23 protein-coding genes and 1 pseudogene are annotated in these 18873 nt (G+C 63.3%); 11 read left to right on the top strand and 13 right to left on the bottom strand.

Going from position 1 to position 18873, the window contains the following annotated elements; translation table 11 throughout:
* From glyA to NCR93_RS11245, 6 genes and pseudogenes are all read left to right on the top strand, one after another.
* Window positions 1–186 (top strand): annotated as a pseudogene (gene glyA, locus NCR93_RS11270) (serine hydroxymethyltransferase); the annotation flags it as partial.
* 18 nt (window positions 187–204) lie between these two features.
* Window positions 205–687 (top strand): transcriptional regulator NrdR, encoded by a 483-nt coding sequence (gene nrdR / locus NCR93_RS11265; protein ID WP_008342795.1) that lies wholly within the window; start codon window positions 205–207, stop codon window positions 685–687.
* 159 nt (window positions 688–846) lie between these two features.
* A complete protein-coding gene (locus NCR93_RS11260; RefSeq protein WP_244807607.1) occupies window positions 847–1395 on the top strand; it encodes a GspH/FimT family pseudopilin in 549 nt (182 codons plus the stop codon).
* A gap of 365 nt (window positions 1396–1760) precedes the next feature.
* Window positions 1761–2549, top strand: coding sequence for a PilW family protein (locus tag NCR93_RS11255; RefSeq protein WP_250518313.1), 789 nt, complete (start codon window positions 1761–1763; stop codon window positions 2547–2549).
* Complete coding sequence (locus tag NCR93_RS11250; RefSeq protein ID WP_250518312.1) at window positions 2546–3025, top strand: hypothetical protein; 480 nt, start codon at window positions 2546–2548, stop codon at window positions 3023–3025. The genes NCR93_RS11255 and NCR93_RS11250 overlap by 4 nt, the downstream gene beginning before the upstream one ends.
* 8 nt (window positions 3026–3033) lie before the next feature.
* A complete protein-coding gene (locus NCR93_RS11245) occupies window positions 3034–3486 on the top strand; it encodes a type IV pilin protein (protein WP_250518311.1) in 453 nt (150 codons plus the stop codon).
* An 8-nt stretch (window positions 3487–3494) separates the two neighbouring features.
* Here the strand turns inward: NCR93_RS11245 and NCR93_RS11240 are convergent, their stop codons facing one another.
* The 4 genes from NCR93_RS11240 to NCR93_RS11225 all read right to left on the bottom strand — a co-directional run bounded on the left by NCR93_RS11240 (window position 3495) and on the right by NCR93_RS11225 (window position 6375).
* A complete protein-coding gene (locus tag NCR93_RS11240) occupies window positions 3495–4001 on the bottom strand; it encodes a DUF3318 domain-containing protein (protein ID WP_008342783.1) in 507 nt (168 codons plus the stop codon).
* 21 nt (window positions 4002–4022) lie between these two features.
* Entirely contained in the window at window positions 4023–4403 is a 381-nt protein-coding gene (locus NCR93_RS11235; RefSeq protein ID WP_244807603.1) for a phage holin family protein, read from the bottom strand.
* Window positions 4404–4585: 182 nt separating this feature from the next.
* Complete coding sequence (locus NCR93_RS11230; RefSeq protein WP_008342781.1) at window positions 4586–4888, bottom strand: ElaB/YgaM/YqjD family protein; 303 nt, start codon at window positions 4886–4888, stop codon at window positions 4586–4588.
* A 296-nt stretch (window positions 4889–5184) separates the two neighbouring features.
* Window positions 5185–6375: an acyl-CoA dehydrogenase gene (locus NCR93_RS11225; RefSeq protein WP_008342779.1), complete on the bottom strand. Its 1191-nt coding sequence runs from the start codon at window positions 6373–6375 to the stop codon at window positions 5185–5187.
* A gap of 134 nt (window positions 6376–6509) precedes the next feature.
* On the opposite strand from NCR93_RS11225, the gene NCR93_RS11220 reads away from it, so the two are divergent.
* Window positions 6510–7298: an IclR family transcriptional regulator gene (locus NCR93_RS11220; RefSeq protein ID WP_250519745.1), complete on the top strand. Its 789-nt coding sequence runs from the start codon at window positions 6510–6512 to the stop codon at window positions 7296–7298.
* A gap of 4 nt (window positions 7299–7302) precedes the next feature.
* On the opposite strand, the gene kynA is transcribed toward NCR93_RS11220, so the two are convergent.
* The 3 genes from kynA to kynB are packed head-to-tail and all read right to left on the bottom strand — an operon-like array spanning window position 7303 to window position 10095.
* On the bottom strand, window positions 7303–8178 hold the full coding sequence (gene kynA, locus NCR93_RS11215; protein WP_250532217.1) for a tryptophan 2,3-dioxygenase: 876 nt from the start codon (window positions 8176–8178) through the stop codon (window positions 7303–7305).
* 13 nt (window positions 8179–8191) lie between these two features.
* Window positions 8192–9442 (bottom strand): kynureninase, encoded by a 1251-nt coding sequence (gene kynU / locus NCR93_RS11210; protein ID WP_008342775.1) that lies wholly within the window; start codon window positions 9440–9442, stop codon window positions 8192–8194.
* 26 nt (window positions 9443–9468) lie between these two features.
* Window positions 9469–10095: an arylformamidase gene (kynB, locus tag NCR93_RS11205; protein WP_250532216.1), complete on the bottom strand. Its 627-nt coding sequence runs from the start codon at window positions 10093–10095 to the stop codon at window positions 9469–9471.
* A gap of 133 nt (window positions 10096–10228) precedes the next feature.
* On the opposite strand from kynB, the gene NCR93_RS11200 reads away from it, so the two are divergent.
* Window positions 10229–10732, top strand: a complete 504-nt coding sequence (locus tag NCR93_RS11200; RefSeq protein WP_008342772.1) for an Lrp/AsnC family transcriptional regulator — start codon at window positions 10229–10231, stop codon at window positions 10730–10732.
* A gap of 3 nt (window positions 10733–10735) precedes the next feature.
* On the opposite strand, the gene NCR93_RS11195 is transcribed toward NCR93_RS11200, so the two are convergent.
* The gene (locus NCR93_RS11195; RefSeq protein WP_008342770.1) at window positions 10736–11248 is read right to left on the bottom strand and encodes a flavin reductase family protein; all 513 of its coding nucleotides are present in this window, start codon (window positions 11246–11248) and stop codon (window positions 10736–10738) included.
* A 323-nt stretch (window positions 11249–11571) separates the two neighbouring features.
* Between NCR93_RS11195 and msrA the strand changes: the two genes are divergently transcribed.
* Window positions 11572–12120, top strand: a complete 549-nt coding sequence (gene msrA / locus NCR93_RS11190; protein ID WP_008342768.1) for a peptide-methionine (S)-S-oxide reductase MsrA — start codon at window positions 11572–11574, stop codon at window positions 12118–12120.
* Window positions 12121–12134: 14 nt separating this feature from the next.
* On the opposite strand, the gene NCR93_RS11185 is transcribed toward msrA, so the two are convergent.
* Complete coding sequence (locus tag NCR93_RS11185; RefSeq protein ID WP_034471558.1) at window positions 12135–13244, bottom strand: DUF72 domain-containing protein; 1110 nt, start codon at window positions 13242–13244, stop codon at window positions 12135–12137.
* Window positions 13245–13371: 127 nt separating this feature from the next.
* Here NCR93_RS11185 and NCR93_RS11180 point away from each other — a divergent pair, with 127 nt between their 5' ends.
* Window positions 13372–13803, top strand: a complete 432-nt coding sequence (locus tag NCR93_RS11180; RefSeq protein WP_250507503.1) for a DUF29 domain-containing protein — start codon at window positions 13372–13374, stop codon at window positions 13801–13803.
* A 60-nt stretch (window positions 13804–13863) separates the two neighbouring features.
* Here the strand turns inward: NCR93_RS11180 and NCR93_RS11175 are convergent, their stop codons facing one another.
* Window positions 13864–15078 carry a class I SAM-dependent methyltransferase gene (locus tag NCR93_RS11175; RefSeq protein WP_034471560.1) on the bottom strand — a complete coding sequence of 405 codons (1215 nt, stop codon included), beginning with the start codon at window positions 15076–15078 and terminating at the stop codon, window positions 13864–13866.
* A gap of 101 nt (window positions 15079–15179) precedes the next feature.
* Window positions 15180–15821 (bottom strand): pyridoxamine 5'-phosphate oxidase, encoded by a 642-nt coding sequence (gene pdxH, locus NCR93_RS11170; RefSeq protein WP_250518308.1) that lies wholly within the window; start codon window positions 15819–15821, stop codon window positions 15180–15182.
* Window positions 15822–16107: 286 nt separating this feature from the next.
* Between pdxH and NCR93_RS11165 the strand changes: the two genes are divergently transcribed.
* A complete protein-coding gene (locus tag NCR93_RS11165) occupies window positions 16108–16953 on the top strand; it encodes a tRNA threonylcarbamoyladenosine dehydratase (protein ID WP_250518307.1) in 846 nt (281 codons plus the stop codon).
* 64 nt (window positions 16954–17017) lie between these two features.
* On the opposite strand, the gene trxA is transcribed toward NCR93_RS11165, so the two are convergent.
* Together trxA and NCR93_RS11155 are read right to left on the bottom strand one after the other, a co-directional pair.
* Window positions 17018–17866 (bottom strand): thioredoxin, encoded by an 849-nt coding sequence (trxA, locus tag NCR93_RS11160; protein ID WP_008342757.1) that lies wholly within the window; start codon window positions 17864–17866, stop codon window positions 17018–17020.
* A gap of 68 nt (window positions 17867–17934) precedes the next feature.
* A complete protein-coding gene (locus NCR93_RS11155) occupies window positions 17935–18834 on the bottom strand; it encodes a pirin family protein (RefSeq protein WP_034471566.1) in 900 nt (299 codons plus the stop codon).
* Window positions 18835–18873: the final 39 nt, after the last annotated feature.

Genomic DNA, 18873 nt, shown 5'->3' with positions numbered 1-18873 from the left:
TTCGTCACGAGCGGCGTGCGCCTCGGCTCGCCCGCGATGACCACGCGCGGCTTCGGCACGAAGGAAGCGGAGATCGTGGGCAACCTGATCGCCGACGTGCTCGACAATCCGGAAGACCAGGCGAACCTCGAGCGCGTGCGCGCGCAAGTGGCCGATCTGACCAAGCGTTTCCCGGTCTACCGTTAATTCGCGAGCACACCGCCGATGCGCTGCCCATTTTGCCGACACGAAGATACCCAGGTCGTGGATTCTCGCGTGTCGGAGGATGGCGCGGCCATTCGGCGGCGGCGGCGCTGTCCTGCGTGCGACAAGCGTTTCACCACGTATGAACGCGTCGAACTGGCGCTGCCGAGCGTCGTCAAGAAAGACGGCAGCCGCACCGAGTTCGATCGACGCAAGATCGTCGCGAGCATGCAGCTTGCGCTGCGAAAGCGCCCGGTCGCCGCCGATGCGATCGATGCCGCCGCGTCGCGCATCGAGTATCAGTTGCTCGGCAGCGGCGAGCGCGAAGTGCAGAGCGAGCGTCTCGGCGAGCTCGTCATGAACGAGCTGCGACAGCTTGATACCATCGCTTACGTGCGTTTCGCCTCCGTCTACAAGCGTTTCGAAGACGTCTCCGAATTCGAAGACGTGCTCGATGAATTCCGGCGCACCGCTCCGAAGAAGTCGAGTTCGCGCAAGCGCTGATCTTTTCCGCTTCGTTTCCTTCCCAAGCCACGTTTCCTGACATTCGCTCGCGCAGTCTGCCCGGTATCGGAGAACGCGAACACTCGGCCATTCGGCTAATGGTGGCGCGCCTGACTTATCGCTAGATTGAGCTTTTCGGCTCGATTCGATCGATAAGGCATGCAGACGATTCCCGCATCAAATCAAGATTTCACGCTCGTCGAACTTTGCGTGGTGCTCGCCGTCATGGCGATCCTCGCGACGTTCGCCGCGCCTTCGTTCGTCGCGTGGCAGACGCGCGATCAAGTCGATGCACGGGCGCGCGCGCTCTTTTCCACGCTGTCGCTTGCGCGCGCCGAAGCCGTGCGGCGCGGTGCACGCGTCACGCTTTGCAGGATCGATGCGTCTCGTCATTGCCTCGCATCGGGCCGAAGCTGCGAAAGCGGTGTCACCGACTGGTCGTGCGGATGGGGCTTGTTCGTCGAGCGCGACGGTGTTTCGACGCTTTTGCGCATGCAGCCGGCGATGACATCGGTTTCCATCGCCGGGACATCGACCGAGCTTTCGTTCACGCCGCCTTCGGGGCAGGTGATCGGCGGATTCCGCAGCTTCGAATTCGGTCCGCGCGGCGCCGATTCCGCCGCGAATCCGTCGTCACGTCGATGCATACGGCTCGCGGCAGGCGGCCGGGCGCGCATGACCTCAGGCGGCTGCGGAGCCTCGGCATGAAAGACGTTCAACGTGGAGATTCGCTGATCGAAGTGATGATCGCGCTTACGCTGATGGCCGTGACCGCGCTCGGACTCATCGCGACGCAAAGCGCGCTCGCGCGCGGCGTTGCTGCACGAACGGGCCGCGCTGATCGCAGATTCCGTCGCGGAAGGCATTCGCAGCGATGCGGACCGTGCGGCGATCGTGTCGCAATGGCAGGGGAGAGCGGTGTCGATGCTGCCTGCGGGCGACGTGGCAATATCCGATCGCGCCGATGGCGTGCGCATCGCGACCGTGAGCTGGCACGCGCAAGACCGCTCGAAGCCGTGCCCCGAACAGCAGGCTAAGCCGCTCACGTCGTGCATCGCTGTGGCGTTTGCGCGATGCCTCCGCGCTTGCTCTCATCGCGCGGCCATACGCTGCTGGAGATGACGATTGCGCTCGCGCTCGGCATGCTGATCGTGACCGCTTCGCTGTCGCTCTATCGCGGGCAGCGCGCCGCTTTCGACCGCGCCGCCGATGCCGCGCGCATTCACGACGCCGCGTCCAGCGCTTTGGAAATGCTCGCCCAGCAGATCCAGATGGCCGCATTCGCATCGAGCGTGGATTCGCCGGTCGATGCGTCGATGTTCGGTTGCGCGCAAGGCCGCGTGATTGGAGCGGATACAACCGCATCGTGCGAATCGCTCGCAAGCCATTCGGACGGCCTGCAGGTTCGCTATTCAGCCGACGCCGTCTCGACCTGGCCGTCGACCGCAGGCGCGCCGACCGATTGCCTTGGCCAGGCGGTCTCCGACGCCATCGTCACGAACCGGTTCTACGGGAAGCCGAGCAGTTCCACCGGAGAGCCCGAGTTGTACTGCGAAGGCGGCGGCAGACAGGCGCAGCCGATCGTCGAAGGCATCGAGCGAATGCGGGTGATGTATTGGCTCGCGGGGGCGCCGTCGGCATCGGATGCTTCGGCTATCGCGCGCGAACGCTGGCGCGATTTCCATGCTGCGGACGTATGCATCGTCGTGCGCGGTTTCATCGCACACGCCAAGCGGAAAACGGACTATGTGGATTGCAACGGCTTGCCCGTAACCGTCGAGGACGGCCGCGTTCGCCAGGTCTTCTGGCGGCGCGTCGCGATACGGAATTCGGTGGCGTCGCCGTCCGGAGGCGCGCAATGAAGCGACGTTCGCTGACACGCGCAAGCACGTTGCCGATCGTGCTGATCCTCGCCGCGATGATGTTGATCGCGGCTGCCGCATGGCTGCAAACGTCGCTCGTAGCGGCGCGCGCGATCGTCGCGACGCGCGAGCGCGTCCACGCGTTTCATGCCGCGGACAGCGCGTTGATTCGATGCAGCCGAATGCTTTCCCTCGCGTTGCCAACGCCGAGTTCGAAGGACGAGCCGTCGCGATGGCGCGCGAAATCCTCGTTCGACGGACCGTCCGCTGCCGCGATCGCGCCGTTCGCTTCGTGGCCGTACGCGCGCCGCGCCCCGCAATGCCTGATCGAATCGCGGGCCAACGCATCGTATTTGATTACCGCGCGGGGCTTCGGCGCGAATGCCGATTCCGAGGCTTGGCTGCAACTTAGGATCGATACCGCCGATGGCGTGAGCACCCAGTATTGGCGGCGCGTCGTCGCTAGGCCGTTTTGAGGATCGATATGAACGAAAAGGGCTTCAGTCTGCTTGAACTGATGATCGGGCTGGGCGTTGCCGCGATCATCGCGACTTTCTCGATCCCGGCGTATCGGGCGCACGTGGTGAAGGCGCATCGGCTCGACGCCGCGTCGGCCTTGCTGCGCGCGGTTCAGTTCGTGGAAACCGCGCGTCTTGCGCAAAAATCGGAAAGCGGCGAGGTGATCGCGCTCGCTTCCGGGCTCGATCGCGCGCCGTCGAGCGGGGCGGCCGTGTACAGCGTGGCCGTGCTGCCGGAAACGCCGACGAACGGCGGTTATGCGATCGAAGCCGTGCCGGTCGGGGCGGGCGCGATGCAGGACGATGTCTGCGGCGTGTTCGTCATCGACGCCACCGGGCTGCGCTGGAATCGCCCGCCTGACGCGACCACGCCGCTCGATGCGGCACAGTCGGCGTCATGCTGGGCGGGGAAGAGTTGATGCGGGTGTCAGAAAACGGTTGGATCGACGGCGTCGTTGGAGGTTTCGGGCGCGGCGTTCTTCATCTGCGTGTAGATGCGCCAGCCTTCCCATCCGGCGAGCGCGAGACCGCCCCATTTGAGCACCGGCTTCGCGCTGTGCAACAGCTTCGTCCGCACCGGCTTGGTGAGTACGAGCGAGGCGAGCGATCCGATGACCGGATACTGCTTGAACAGCAAGCCGACATTGCCCGAGCCGAGCAGCGAAGCGAGCATGCCGCCAATGCCGCCTGCCGAGCCGCCGCGGCCGCGCTTGCCCCAGCGGCGCGAGCCGCCGCTGCCAGGCATCAGGAAGCGCAGCACGCTGAAATGCGTGACCGACGTGCGCAGATCATAGGTGGCTTGCCGCAGCTCCATGCGCTCGACATCCGCGCGGGCGATCAGCAGTTCCTTGCGCAGCGCGCGCATGTGCGGCGTGCGCAGCTTCTGCATCTTGCCGCGCTTGGGAGGCTTGAAGGTGTCGTCGTGTTGGCTCATGGCTTGATTTGGGCGCGGGAATCAACGGAAGGTATCGCGGTCCTTGCGGAATTCGGCGAGCGTGTCGTCGAACATGTTCGGCGCATCGCGCAGATTGCTGCGCGCACGCAGGCCGCATCCGACCGCGATCAGCGCGTACAGAAGGGTGATGCCGCCGAGCGCCTGCCAGCGATACGTGTCCCAGAAAAAGATGGCGATGAGCACCGTCAGGGAGATGAGCGCCATCATCGCGAGCATCATGGCGGCGAGCCCGAGGAAAAGCACGCCGATGAGCCGCTCCTTTTCTTGCTGAAGCTCGATGCCGATGAGTTCAAGGCGCGTCTCGAAGATGGCGAAGGCGGAGCTCAGAATTCGTCGCAACGGTCCGGGAGACGATTGCTGCGTTGGCCGTTCTGTCGTCATGGCTTGAATGCGAGAGGCGCGTTTGGTGCCGCTGTTTGTGGGTCCGGTCGGCGCTCGAGGCAGCCGGCCGGTGCGAGTGTCGAACCGCGCGCCCGGGCGAGGCGCTCGCGGTTCAGTCCAGCGGGGACCGCGACAGAAAGCTGATTAGCAATCTGCGGGCCATTGAATCGAAGACGGGTGCTTTACTTCCGGTTGATCAGAAGTCCGATCACCATGCCGATGCCAGCCGCGATCCCAATGGACGCCCACGGATGCTCGTGCACGTAATCGTCGGTGGCGCGGGCGGCCTTCTTGCCTCGCTCGATCACGACGACTTGCGCGTCGGCGGCTTTTTCCTTGGCTTGCTTCAGACGGGTGAGTGCGGTCTCGCGCAGTTCGGAGGCGCGTTCGCCGGTGGCGGTAGCTGCTTGCTTCAAGAGATCTTCGGCGTCAGCGAGTACTGATTTGATATCCGACATGAATCGCTCCTTGTTGATTTCTGACATTAAAGGCTCCAATCGGTGAGGTTACGCGAATCGTAACCAAAGATGGGATCGCTGACGAGGAGACGTGCGCCCTGCCGCGCTGAATGTCGCAGTTTCCGTTCCAGTCGCATCGGGCCGTGCGCGACAGCCGACGCCTCGTGATTTCATCGACATCGTTTCGAATTGATACGATCTGGCCCGTAAAAGTTTCAGGCGTAGATCGAAAGTTACACACGCCGATGCGCGAATGCACGCGTGAAAACAAAAAGGACTGGCGCAACAAGCGCCAGCCCTTTTCGATTGTGAATGAAGCTTGTTTAGAAAAACGCCTGGATTCCGGTTTGGGCGCGTCCGAGAATCAACGCGTGAATATCGTGCGTGCCTTCGTACGTGTTCACCACTTCGAGGTTCACGAGATGACGCGCGACACCAAATTCATCGGAGATGCCGTTGCCGCCGAGCATGTCGCGCGCGAGCCGGGCGATGTCGAGCGCCTTGCCGCACGAATTGCGCTTCATGATCGACGTGATCTCGACGGCCGCCGTGCCTTCGTCCTTCATGCGGCCGAGGCGCAGCACGCCCTGCAGTCCGAGCGTGATTTCGGTCTGCATGTCGGCGAGCTTTTTCTGAATCAGTTGATTCGCGGCAAGCGGCCGACCGAATTGCTTGCGATCGAGCGTGTACTGTCGCGCCGTGTGCCAGCACGTTTCGGCCGCGCCGAGCGCGCCCCAGGAAATGCCGTAGCGCGCCGAGTTGAGGCAAGTGAACGGACCTTTGAGGCCGCGCACGTTCGGCAGCATGTTCTCTTCGGGGACGAACACTTCGTCCATTACGATCTCGCCGGTGATCGACGCGCGCAAGCCGACCTTGCCGTGAATCGCCGGCGCCGACAGACCCTTCCAGCCTTTCTCGAGGATAAAGCCGCGGATCTCGTCGCGCCCGTCTTCCTCCAGCTTCGCCCAGACGACGAACACATCCGCGATTGGCGAGTTCGAGATCCACATCTTCGTGCCCGACAGCGAGAAGCCGTTCTGCACTTTTTTCGCGCGCGTCGTCATGCTGGCCGGATCGGAACCCGCGTTCGGCTCGGTGAGGCCGAAGCAGCCGATCCACTCGCCGCGCGCGAGCTTCGGCAGATACTTTTCCTTTTGCGCGTCGCTGCCGAACGTGTTGATCGGCACCATCACGAGCGATGACTGCACCGACATCATCGAGCGATAACCCGAATCCACGCGCTCCACTTCACGCGCGATCAGCCCGTAGCACACGTAGTTCAGGCCCGGGCCGCCGTACTGTTCGGGAATCGTCGGTCCGAGCAGGCCCAGTTCGCCCATTTCGCGGAAGATCGCCGGATCGGTCTTCTCCTCGCGAAACGCCTGCATGACGCGCGGCTGCAGTTTGTCCTGCGCGTACGCGCGCGCGGCGTCGCGCACCATGCGTTCGTCTTCGGTCAGTTGCTGATCCAGCAGGAGCGGATCTTCCCAGTTGAAACGGGCGGCGTCGGCCATGTGCTATCTCCTGATTTCATCGTGAAGCGCCGTGCGCCGATCGGCTCGCGTGATCGGGCGAAGCGCGTGGCGCTTGACGTGAGTTCCGCTAAGCGGAACAATGTTTTGCAAATCAGCTCCGAGTCTATCACCCGATGTCGACAGATTCCAATCGAAATTCCGGGCGCCTCATCTCGTCGGAGGATGTCGACGAGCGCAAGTTCGTCGTCGCGCTCGCTCGCGGGCTCGAACTGCTGCGCGCGTTTCGTCCCGGCGAGACGCTGCTCGGCAATCGCGATTTCGTCGACCGCACGGGATTGCCGAAGGCGACGGTCAATCGTCTCGCCTACACCTTGACGACGCTCGGCTATCTTCGTTTCGACGAACCCGCGGGCAAATACGCGCTCGATACCGGCGTGCTGTCGCTTGGCTTCACGCTGCTCGCGGGCGCGGACACGCTGGAACTCGCGCGTCCGCACATGCGCGCGCTGGCGCGGGAGATCGGCGCGGCGGTGTCGCTCGGCTGCCGCGACGGGCTCGACATGATCTATCTGGAAACCATCCGCAGCGAGACGGCGCTGACGCTCGGCCTCGCGCCGGGCTCGCGTCTGTCGATGCTCACGAGTTCGATGGGCCGCGCCTATCTCGCCGTGCAGGACGACGCGGCGCGCGAAGCTCTGTTTGAGGAACTCGGCAGGAACGAAGGCGAAGAGAAGGTCGAAGCGGCCCGCCGCTCGATCGAGGATTTCGCGCGCGACGGCTGCTGCTACTCGTTTCGCGAGTGGCACGACGATGTGAACGCCATCGCCGCGCCGGTCCGTGATCTGCGCAACGGACGCTGGCTCGTGCTGTCGAGCAGCGGGCCGGCGTCATCGATGGGCGAAGCGTATTTCCGCGAGACGATCGGCCCGAAGCTGAAGGCGCTTGCCGCGCGTCTCGCGTAACGACTCAGAGCACCGTTCGGACGTGCCAAAGCTCCGGGAACAGCACGACATCGAGCATCTTGCGCAGATACGACGCGCCTGCCGTGCCGCCCGTGCCGCCCTTGAAACCGATGATGCGCTCCACCGTCGTCACATGCCGGAAGCGCCATTGCCGGAACGCGTCTTCGAGATCGACGAGTTCCTCGGCCATCTCGTACAAATCCCAGTGTTGCGACGGATCGCGATACACCGCGAGCCACGCCGCTTCGACAGACGGATCGTGCGTCGTCGGCTGCGTCCAGTCGCGGTTCAGGCGCGCCGGATCGATCGCGAAGCCGCGTCGCGCGAGCAGGCGAATCACTTCGTCATAGAAAGAGGGCGCCTCGAGCGTTTCGCGGACCTGCGGGAGAATCTCCGGCCGATGCGCGTGCGGCTTCAGCATCTGCTCGTTCTTGTTGCCGAGCATGAACTCGATCTGCCGATATTGATGCGACTGAAAGCCCGACGACTGTCCGAGATACGGGCGCATCGCGGTGTATTCGGAGGGCGTCATCGTCGCGAGGACGTTCCACGCCTGCACCAGCTGCTCGAAGATGCGCGACACGCGCGCGAGCATTTTGAACGCGGGCGGCAATTCATCGCGATGCACCGCCGCGAGCGCCGCGCGCAGTTCGTATAGCGCGAGCTTCATCCACAGCTCGCTCGTCTGATGCTGCACGATGAACAGCATCTCGTTGTGATCCGGCGAGAGCGGACGCTGCGCGTTGAGGATCGAATCGAGGCCGAGGTAATCGCCGTAGCTCATCGAATCGGAGAAATCGAGCTTGGCGTCGTGCCAGCCTTTTTCTTGCGTCGCGTTCTGCGCGCCGTGGCCGAAAGGGCAGCCTTGTGTAGTGCTCATGTCGACGTTCCTCTCAAGTCACCGATGCGCGCTCGGCGAACTCGGGCGCGCGCCAGCTTTCGGTCGCGAGCACGTCGCGCAGGATTTCGACGGCGTCCCATACATCGACGAAACGTGTGTAGAGCGGCGTGAAGCCGAAGCGCAAGATGCGCGGTTCGCGATAATCGCCGATCACGCCGCGCGCGATCAGCGCCTGCATCACTTCATAGCCGTTCGGATGCTCGAAGCTCGCCTGCGAGCCGCGTTGCGCGTGATCGCGCGGCGTCGCGAGCGACAGCGGAAAGTCGCCGCAACGTTCCTCGACGAGCTTGATAAACAAGTCCGAAAGCGCGAGCGATTTGCGACGCAGAGCCTGCATGTCGGTTTGCAGGAAAACATCGAGCCCGCATTCGGCGAGCGACATCGACACGATCGGCTGCGTGCCGCAAAGAAAACGGCCGATGCCGTCGTCCGGCCGATACACCGGGTTCATTTCGAACGGCTTCTTGTGCCCCCACCAGCCGGAAAGCGGCTGCGAAAACGCGTTCTGATGGCGCTTCGGCACCCAAACGAACGCGGGCGAACCCGGCCCGCCGTTCAAATACTTGTACGTGCAGCCAACGGCGTAATCCGCGCCCACACCGTTCAGATCGACCGGCACCGCGCCCGCCGAATGCGCGAGATCCCAGACCGCGAGCGCGCCCGCGCGATGAATGCTCTCGGTGAGCGCGGCCATGTCGTGCATGTAGCCGGTGCGATAGTTGACGTGCGTAATCATCGCAATGGCGGTGTTTTCGTCAATCGCCGTCGGCAATTCGGAAGGGTCATCGACGAGACGCAGCTCGTAGCCGCGATCCAGTTGCTCGATCAAGCCCTGCGCGATGTACAGATCGGTCGGAAAGTTCGAACGTTCGGAGACGATCACGCGCCGCTTCGGATCGCGCTCGTTCGCGAGCTTGAGCGCGGCCGACAGGATCTTGAAAAGATTCGCCGAAATCGTATCGGTGACGACGACTTCGTCCTCGCCCGCGCCGATCAGCGGCGCCAGCTTGTTGCCGAGGCGCTTGGGCAGCGCGAACCAGCCGGCCGTGTTCCAGCTGCGGATCAGGCCTTCGCCCCATTCGGCGGCGATCACATCGGCGGCGCGCGCGGCGGCGGCCTTGGGCGGCACGCCGAGCGAGTTGCCGTCGAGATAGATCACGCCGTCGGCGAGCGCGAACTGGTCGCGCAGCGCGCCGAGCGGATCGTCGCGGTCGAGCGCCGCGGCTTCGTTACGATGTTTCATCGAAAAGTCCATAAATTTGAAGATCATCAGGAAAGCGGACGCAGGACGGCGCGAACGGGACTCGCGTCGAGCGTCGAGAATTTGAGCGGCAGGGCGATCAGTTCAAAATCGCCGGGCGCGGCGGCATCGAGCACGAGGCCTTCGAGAATCGCCATGCCGTGCGCGCGGATGCGCTTGTGGGCATCCATCGTCTTCGAGTCTTGCGGATCGAGCGACGGCGTATCGATGCCGATGAGCTTCACGCCTTTTTCTGCCAGCAAGTCGATCGTTTCGGGCGCGACGGCGGCGAAAGCGCTGTCCCATGCGTCGAGCGGCGCGTTCGTGTAGGTGCGCAACAAAACGCGCGGCGGACAGTCGGCGAGATGCGCGGCGACGTGCTCGGGCGTCACGAGCGGCGACGCGCCGATGCAGTGCACGACGCGGCACGCACCGATGTACGTGTCGAGCGAGACTTCGCCGATCGGCGCGCCGTGTTCGTCGTAGTGAAGCGGGGCATCGGCATGTGAGCCGGTGTGCGGCGAAAGCGTAAGCCGCGCGACGTTGACGGGCGAGCCCGCCTCCATGCGCCACACGCGCTCGATGCCGACCGGCGTGTCGCCCGGCCAGACGGGCGTGGCGGGATTGATCGGTGGAGAAATGTCCAGCAGCGTCATGACGCGCCCTAGCAGAAAGCGTGGAGATGCGTCAAATCATAGTCGTGTCATCTCGAAAAGTGCTTGCAAAATAACCACCCAAAACTGTCGCGCTTAGAACATAATTCGATGAAACGGGCTAGGGGACTCAAAAATGACCGGATTCACGCTCGATGCAACGGATTGCCGAATTCTGGCGGTACTGCAGGAAGATGGACGGATCAGTAACCTGGACCTGGCGGAGCGCATCTCGCTCTCGCCGTCGGCGTGTCTGCGCCGAATGCGGCTGCTGGAAGAGGAAGGGGTGATCGCGAGCTATCGCGCGTGCCTCGACCGCGAGCGGCTTGGCATCGAACTGGAGGCGTTCGTCCACGTCTCGATGCGCAACGACCAGGAAAACTGGCACGAGAAGTTCGCCGCGGCCGTGCGCGAATGGCCCGAAGTAGTCGGCGCGTTCGTCGTCACGGGCGACACGCACTACGTGCTGCGCGTGCTTGCGCACAACCTCAAGCATTACTCCGACTTCATTCTCTCGAAGCTCTATAAGGCGCCTGGCGTGATCGACATCCGCTCGAACATCGTGTTGCAGACGATGAAGGACGACGCGGGCGTGCCGGTCGCGCTGATCGAGCAGCCAGGGCGCGGCCACACGGCCTGAGCGTTATTCGAGCGGGCGGAGCGTATGAAAGCCGCCCGCTTGGAAGACGAGCGGCGCGACGTCGCTCGCATCTTCGCGCACGCCGCATCGCTCCACTTCGCCGACGAAGATTACGTGATCGCCTTCGTCGTAGCGGCTGCGATTGTGGCATTCGAACCACGCGAGCGCGCCGTCGAGCACCGGCATGCCGGTATCGCCGGCGGCGTGCGAGACGCCCGCGAAGCGGTCGCCCTTGACCGTCGCGAAGCGCTTGCACAGGTCGATCTGCGACGCCGCGAGCACATTCACCACGTAGTGGCTATTGGCGCGGAACACCGGCATCGACGCCGATTTCGTCGCGAGACTCCACAGCACGAGCGGCGGATTCAGCGACACCGAGTTGAACGAGCTCGCCGTGATGCCGATCAACTGGCCGGACGCCGTGCGCGTCGTGATGACCGTGACGCCGGTCGCAAACTGGCCGAGCGCGGCGCGAAACGCGGTCGGATCGAAATTCGGGGTTTTGGCGCGTGTCATTCGGCAGATCGGCAGGCAAATGGGCGGTCGAGTGTGTCGTGTGCTACCGAGCCGGCCGCGCGTCGCGCTTCAGTCGGAAGAACCTTTTCAGAAGCCATGTAAAAGCTGGAGATTTGTGTCGATTCTATCGGAATCGGCTGCCGCCGGCCGTCAAATGACCGTACTGCGGCAGCAAGTTCTCTGCCGCACGAGGGCTTTCTGCGCGGCGTGCGCAAACCCAGTAAGCTCGATTCATCGCGCCCGGGCGATTGAATAATCGGCCGGACGCATCCATATGCATGATCCGCGGCGTGGCCGCATGCACTTGATGAGGAGCTTGCCTTATGACTCAACCCGGACTTGAGACCGCGACTCTCGGCGGCGGATGTTTCTGGTGCACCGAAGCCGTGTTTCTCGCGGTGCAGGGCGTGGAGTCGGTCGAATCGGGCTATGCGGGCGGCAAGGTGGTGAATCCGTCGTACGAGCAGGTTTGCAGCGGCGACACCGGTCACGCGGAAGTGGTGAAGGTCGTGTTCGATCCGTCGGTCATCACATATCGCGAAGTGCTCGAGATCTTCTTCGCGACGCACGATCCGACGCAGCTCAACCGACAAGGCAACGATGTGGGCACGCAGTATCGCTCGGCCGTTTTCACGCATTCGGACGAACAGCGCAAGACGGCGCTCGAAGTCATCGACGAGTTGCAGCGCGAGGATGTCTACGGCGGCAAGATCGTCACGCAAGTCGTGCCGCTCGACGACGATTACTATCCCGCCGAGGCGTATCACCAGAACTACTTCGCGCAGCATCCGAATCAGGGTTATTGCGCGGCGGTCGTCGGGCCGAAGGTCGCGAAGTTTCGCAAGAAGTTCGTGCATCGCCTGAAGGCGTGATGCGCGTCTAGCCGCTAGTCGATCCGCGCGCGCTCGCATGCCTGCGCGATGCCGCGCGCGAGTTCGAAGCAGGTCAGCGGCGCGGAGCCTTCCGCCTTGTTGTTCGCCGCGATCACGACCGGCTGGCCCGCGATCGCATATCGCGCGGCCAGTTCGGCGAGCGCTTGGCGCGTGTCGAGGTCTTCGTCGACGATCTTGTCGAACGGCTCGTACTTCGCTTTCGCCTGCTCGTATTTGAAGCCGTTGTGCAGACTCCAGCGCACGATGAGCGGTCCCATTTTTTCTTCATCGAGCAGCGCCAGCGCTTTCGCCTGACGGCGCACGTCCGGCATGCGCGCATGAACGCCGATGCAATACCGCACGTTCGCGTCACGCAATGCGCGGATAAAGCGCGGCGTTAGCATCGCGGCGTCACGGATCTCGACGGCGTAGCACGCGTCGCCTTCGAGCGGCGGCAGCGCTTGCAGAAACGCCGACAGCCGTTCGATGAAGCGCGCCGGCTCGACGATCATCGCGTCGGGCAGCGGCGAGAACTGGAACACGAGCGCGCCCGCTTTTTCGCCGAGACCGCCGATGCACGGCGTCACGAACTCGTCGATGGCGATCTGCGCATTCAGGAACGCGGGATTTTCCGCGTCCGGCGTGCCTCGCTCGCCGCGGATGAAGGCATCGGTGACGGATGCGGGCGCTTTCACGATGAAGCGGAAATGCGCGGGCACTTGCGACGCGTGACGCGCGTAATCGGCGAGCGACAGCGGCGCGTAAAACGACCGGTCGATGGAGACGCTCTTCAGGAGCGGATGCGCGCCATAAGCGGTGAGGCCGTCGCGGGAGAGTTTGGTGTTCGAGTAGTCATCGCCATAGACGATGCCGCGCCAGCCGGGGAACGACCACGTCGATGTGCCGAGATGGATCGCGTCCGGAAGACGCTTCGCGAGGGCTTCGAGTTCGGGTTGCAAGGGCGCGGGAAGGACGCCGCGCGGTTTGGGTTGTCTCGGCGGTTTGGCTGGTTCGATAGAAGCTGGCGCGGACTCGCCGAAAAGATCCAACTCTTGATCCGTCGTGATGGTGACTTCGTGCTTTCGAGGTTCGGCTTCGTTGTTCACACGGTTGTGAGTGTTCATGAGTGGCAAGCCGAAATTCAGAAGAATCGATGCGACTTGAGCGACGATGCGCGAAAGAAGTCGCAGTGTAGCGGATAGAATATCCGAGTGTCCGGGCAGGGGATCCGGGATGAGACAGGAGTTTGAGGTGGGAACGCGCTACGAACAGGACGTCGTGCTCTGGGCGAAAGAGCAAGCGGCATTGCTGCGCTCGGGGCAGCTCTCGGCTCTGGACATCGAGCATATCGCGGAGGAGATCGAGGACGTGGGTAAGAGTGAACAGCGAGAACTGGTGAGTCGTCTCACTGTTTTGTTAGCCCATTTGCTCAAATGGCAGTATCAGCCAGGGTGGCGTGGCAATAGCTGGAGGCGCATGATCGCAGTGCAACGCAAGGACGTGGCTCTGGTGCTCGATGAAGCGCCCAGCTTGAAAGGCAAGTTCAGCGATTCGGAGTGGTTCGCGTTCGTATGGGAAAAAGCGGTCGTGGCAGCCTCGAACGAAACCGGTCTGGAAGATTTCGCGGAAAGCTGTCCCTGGTCGATCGAGCAGATCATGGACGGCGAATTCTTGCCCGGATAGTCGAAAAAACAGGCGCGGCACCGGCAAGCGCTGCGCCTGATTCAAGCATCAGCCCCCGTCTCAGAGCGCCTTCTCATAGATATACCGCCGCGACCACGGCAGCGTCGTCGCGCTGCGTCCCGCCTTGCGGCAGATCACCTGATAGATCGACACGTCGTCGTTCTCGAACGCATACGCGCAGCCCGCGAGATACACGCGCCAGATGCGGAAATGCTCATCGTCGACGAGCTTCTTCGCTTGTTCCGCGTTGGCCTCAAACCGCTCGGCCCAGATGTCGAGCGTGCGCGCGTAATGCCGCCGCAGGCTTTCGACGTCGATCGCCTCCAGCCCGCCTCGCTGCATGCATTCGAGCGCGAGGCTGATGTGCGGCAGCTCGCCATCCGGAAACACATACTTGTCGATGAACTCGCCGCCGCCGAGCGATGTCTCGCCGCTGTCGGCATCGGAAGACGTGATGCCGTGGTTCATCGCGACGCCGTCATCGACAAGCAGATCGCGAATCCTCGAGAAGTATTCCGGCAGATTCTTGCGTCCGACGTGCTCGAACATCCCGACGCTCGTGATGCGGTCGAACTGCCCCGGAATATCGCGATAGTCTTGAAGGCGAATTTCGATCCGGTCGGCGAGGCCCGCGGCTTTCACGCGCTCGGTCGCGAGCTTGAACTGATTGTCCGAAAGCGTGACGCCGACGCAATTCGCGCCGAACTTCTGCGCCGCGCGGATCACGAGCGCGCCCCAGCCGCAGCCGATATCGAGCAGGCGCTGGCCCGGCTGCAACTGGATCTTCGTGAGAATGTGGTCGATCTTCTTCAACTGCGCGGTGTCGATGTCTTCGTCGCCATTCTCGAAGTAGGCGCAGGAATACACCATGTTCTTGTCGAGCCAGAGCTGATAAAACTCGTTCGACACATCGTAGTGGTACTGAATGGCTTTCTTGTCCGACGTCTTCGAATGATTGAAGTAGCGTCGCACGCGGGCGAGCTTGCTCGCGCTCGTCACCGTGCTTTTCGCGAGCGAGTAGCCGATGTTGATGATGTCGGACAGCTTGCCTTCGATGTCGATCTTGCCCTTCACGTAGGCTTCGCCGAGATTGTCGAGACTCGGTTCGAGCAGGTAGGGCAGCGCGGTCGCGCTCTTTACGTGCAACGTCACCTGAGGCGCGGCGAACTGGCCGAAATCGTGCTGCTGGCCATCCCACAGCACGAGACGCGCGGGCAAATTGGCCCGCGCGCGCACTTCTTCAACCCACTGCGTCAGCTTCTTCTCCCAGAACATGCTTGTTTCTCCGCGCTAAAGAAAATCAAGGTGAAGGCTCGCGCCTTCATGTTCGTTGCCGTTGCGATCTCGGTTGCTGCCAATGCCCGCGTTTTATTGATTTACGGCGCGAGTCTCATGATTTGCCACGGATCGCCCGCGCCGTCCCGCGTGTACACGATGCGATCGTGCAGGCGCGACGGGCGTCCCTGCCAGAATTCGACGGTGTCCGGCACCAGACGATATCCGCCCCAGTGCGGCGGGCGCGGCGGCGCGTCGCCGTACTTCGCGATCATCTCGCGCTCGCGCGCTTCCAGCGCCTCGCGGCTTTCGAGCGGCTGACTCTGATCCGATGCCCACGCGCCGATGCGCGAGCCGAGCGGACGCGACGCGTAATACACATCGCTCTCCTCATCGCTCGTCTTTTCGACGCGGCCCTCGATGCGCACCTGACGCTCGAGCTCGATCCAGTGGAACAGCAGGCTCCCGGCCGGATTCGCGGCGAGTTCGCGGCCCTTGCGGCTATCGTAATTGGTAAAAAAAACAAATCCGCGTTCGTCGACGCCCTTGATGAGCACGATGCGCGCGGACGGACGGCCCTGGCCATCGACGGTCGCAAGCGTCATCGCATTCGGTTCGGGCAGCTTCGCATCGAGCGCCTGGGCGAACCAGGTTTGAAACTGGCTTATCGGATTCGGGTCGACGTCGGACACATCGAGCGCGCCGCGCGAATAGTTTTTGCGAAGGTCTGCGAGGGTCGTCATTTTTTATGCAAGCGCTACAGTCGCGTCAGTATAGCCAAGGTGAAACGATCTTGCCCTGATTACCCGTGCCCGCACCGCGTGCCGGGAGCGCGGCAGTCGCGGCTATCACGTTCATGGTTTCGATAAGGCAGAATACGCAATTCGACCGCATTTTGCATGATCGAACTACCACGTTCGCGAACTCGATAGCCGCCTGTAAGCGTTGCTTGACGCCGCACAACGTGCGGTGCATTTCGGCAGCTTTTAGTTTGCTTTCAATGCATCCGATTTCATCCATCCGCACGACATGAACGCTTCATCGGAAACCACCGCGACGCCCAGCGCCCACGAACTCGCCGATCGCGACCGGCGCTTCGGCGGCATCGCGCGCCTCTACGGCGCGCCCGCGCTCGCCGCGTTCGAGCGGGCGCATGTCGCCGTGATCGGCATCGGCGGCGTGGGTTCGTGGGTTGCCGAGGCGCTTGCGCGCAGTGCTGTCGGCCGGCTTACGCTGATCGATCTCGATAACGTCGCCGAAAGCAACACGAATCGTCAGATTCACGCACTCGACGGCAACTACGGCAAGGCGAAAGTCACGGCGATGGCCGAGCGCATCAAACTGATCGATCCGGCGTGCGACGTGCGGCAGATCGAAGACTTCGTGGAGCCGGGCAATTTCGATGAAACGCTCGGCGGCGGTTTCGACTATGTGATCGACGCGATCGACAGCGTGCGTACGAAAACGGCGCTCATCGCGTGGTGCGTGGCGCGCAAGCAGGCGCTCATCACGGTCGGCGGCGCGGGCGGGCAGCTCGATCCGACGCGCATTCGCATCGACGATCTCGCGCTCACGATTCAGGATCCGCTGCTCTCGAAAGTGCGCGGCCAGTTGCGCAAGCTGCACGGTTTTCCGCGCGGACCGAAGGCGCGATTCAAGGTGAGCGCGGTGTATTCGGACGAGCCGCTGATCTATCCCGAAGCGCCCGCGTGCGATATCAGCGAAAGCGCCGAACATTTCGAAACCGGCGCGAATTACGCGGGGCCGGTCGGGCTGAATTGCGCGGGCTTCGGTTCGAGCGTGTGCGTGACGGCGAGCTTCGGCTTCGCGGCGGCCGCGCATGTCTTGCGCGAATTGGCGAAGCGCGCCGCCTGAAACGAAAATGGCCAGCTTCGATAGCTGGCCATTTTTCATCCAAAGCGGGTCGATCGATCGACGATCAGTTGATCGCCGCGCTTAACTTGCGCCGCCACTGCGAAACGAGATCCGGCTGATTCGCGGCGAGTTCGAACACCGACAGCATCGTCTTGCGGCCGACATCGTCCATGAAGGCGCGGTCGCGCACGACAATCGCAAGCAGATGTTCGAGCGCGCCAGCGTAATCGCGGCCCGCGATCAGCCGATTGGCCAGTGCAAAGCGCGCATCGAGATCGTCGGGATTCGCGTTCACGGCGTCGATGAGCGCGTCGGCGGGCGGCAGATCGGCGGCTGCATCGGCGGCGTCGAGCTCGGTCTTCAACGCGTTGTAGCGCGCGTCGATGCCTTGCGTCGTCTTCGGCGACAACAGCTTGTCTTCTTCCTTCGCTTCGTCGATGCGGCGTTCCGCGATCAGCCATTCGATCAGATCGAGACGCGCGTCTTCGAAACCGGGATCGAGCGCGAGCGCGGCCTTGATGGTGTCGATCGCGAGCTGGCGATCGCCCGCGGCCCACGCGCTCTGCGCGGCGCGGCGCTCTGCATCGGCGCCGGCGGGCACGAGACGGTCGATGAACTCGCGCAACTGGCCTTCCGGCAGCACGCCGATGAACTGATCGACCGGTCGTCCTTCTGCGAACGCAATGACGTGCGGAATGCTGCGCACCTGGAAATGCGCGGCGAGTTCCTGATTCTCGTCGACGTTCACCTTGACGAGATTCCAGGCGCCCGCCGCTTCGACCTCGAGCTTCTCGAGCATCGGGCCGAGCGTCTTGCACGGGCCGCACCAGGGCGCCCAGAAATCGACGAGCACGGGCGCCAGCATCGACGCGTTGATGACATCTTTCTCGAATGTGGCGAGGGTCGTATCCATGCGTTTTCTCCTAATGCTTTCGGTCGACCTCGATTACTTGGGGACGACACAGCCGGTTCTCAAGCGCGTCAGGCTTCGGGCGCGCGATTCTCGCGGCGCTGCGGCGGCAGCGGAATGAACTCGGTCTCGCCGGGCACGTGGCCCATGCGCTGCTCGCTCCAGGCGATCTTGGCCGCGTCGATCTTCTCGCGCGAACTCGACACGAAATTCCATTCGATGAAGCGCGCGCCGTCGAGCGGCGCGCCGCCGAGCAGCATCGCGACCGCGCCGTTCGCGCTTGTCAGCTTCGCGTCGGCGCCGGGCGCGAGCACGGCCATCTCCTGTTCGGGCAGCGGTTCGCCGTCGATCGACAAATCGCCGCTCACGAGATACACGCCGCGCTCCTCGTGCTCCGTATCGAGCGTGATCGCGCTGCCGGGCGTGAACTGCGCGGCGACATAAAGCGTCGGCGAAAACGTGCGCGTGGGCGCTTTCGCGCCGAACGCCGTGCCCGCGATGATGCGCAGCGTGACGCCGTCGCGCTCGATCTGCGGCAACGCCGCGGCCGCGTGATGCTCGAAGGCCGGCTCAATGTCCTCGCTCGCGGCGGGCATCGCGACCCACGTCTGGATGCCGTGCATCGTCTGGCCGGATGCGCGTTCCTCGTCGGGCGTGCGCTCGGAATGGACGATGCCGCGGCCCGCGGTCATCCAGTTGACGTCGCCGGGAACGATCTTCTGCACGGAGCCGACGCTATCGCGATGCATGATCGCGCCGTCGAACAGATACGTGACCGTCGCGAGCCCGATATGCGGATGCGGGCGCACGTCGAGGCCGTTTCCGGGCACGAGCGTTGCGGGACCGATATGGTCGAAAAAGATGAAGGGTCCGACGGTGCGCGCCGCGAGGGCGGGCAGCACGCGCCGCACCATGAGGCCGCCGACGTCATGTTGGTGTGGCTTCAGCACTGCGCGGATCGTCGAAGGCATGGCGGGTTCCGGAAGGAAGATCGCGCGCCGGAATGGCGC

It is taken from the genome of Caballeronia sp. ATUFL_F1_KS39, from assembly GCF_023630985.1.
Taxonomy (GTDB): Bacteria; Pseudomonadota; Gammaproteobacteria; order Burkholderiales; family Burkholderiaceae; genus Caballeronia; species Caballeronia zhejiangensis.
The sequence above is the reverse complement of the archived record's forward strand: the minus strand, read 5'-3'. Positions and strand labels throughout refer to the sequence as shown.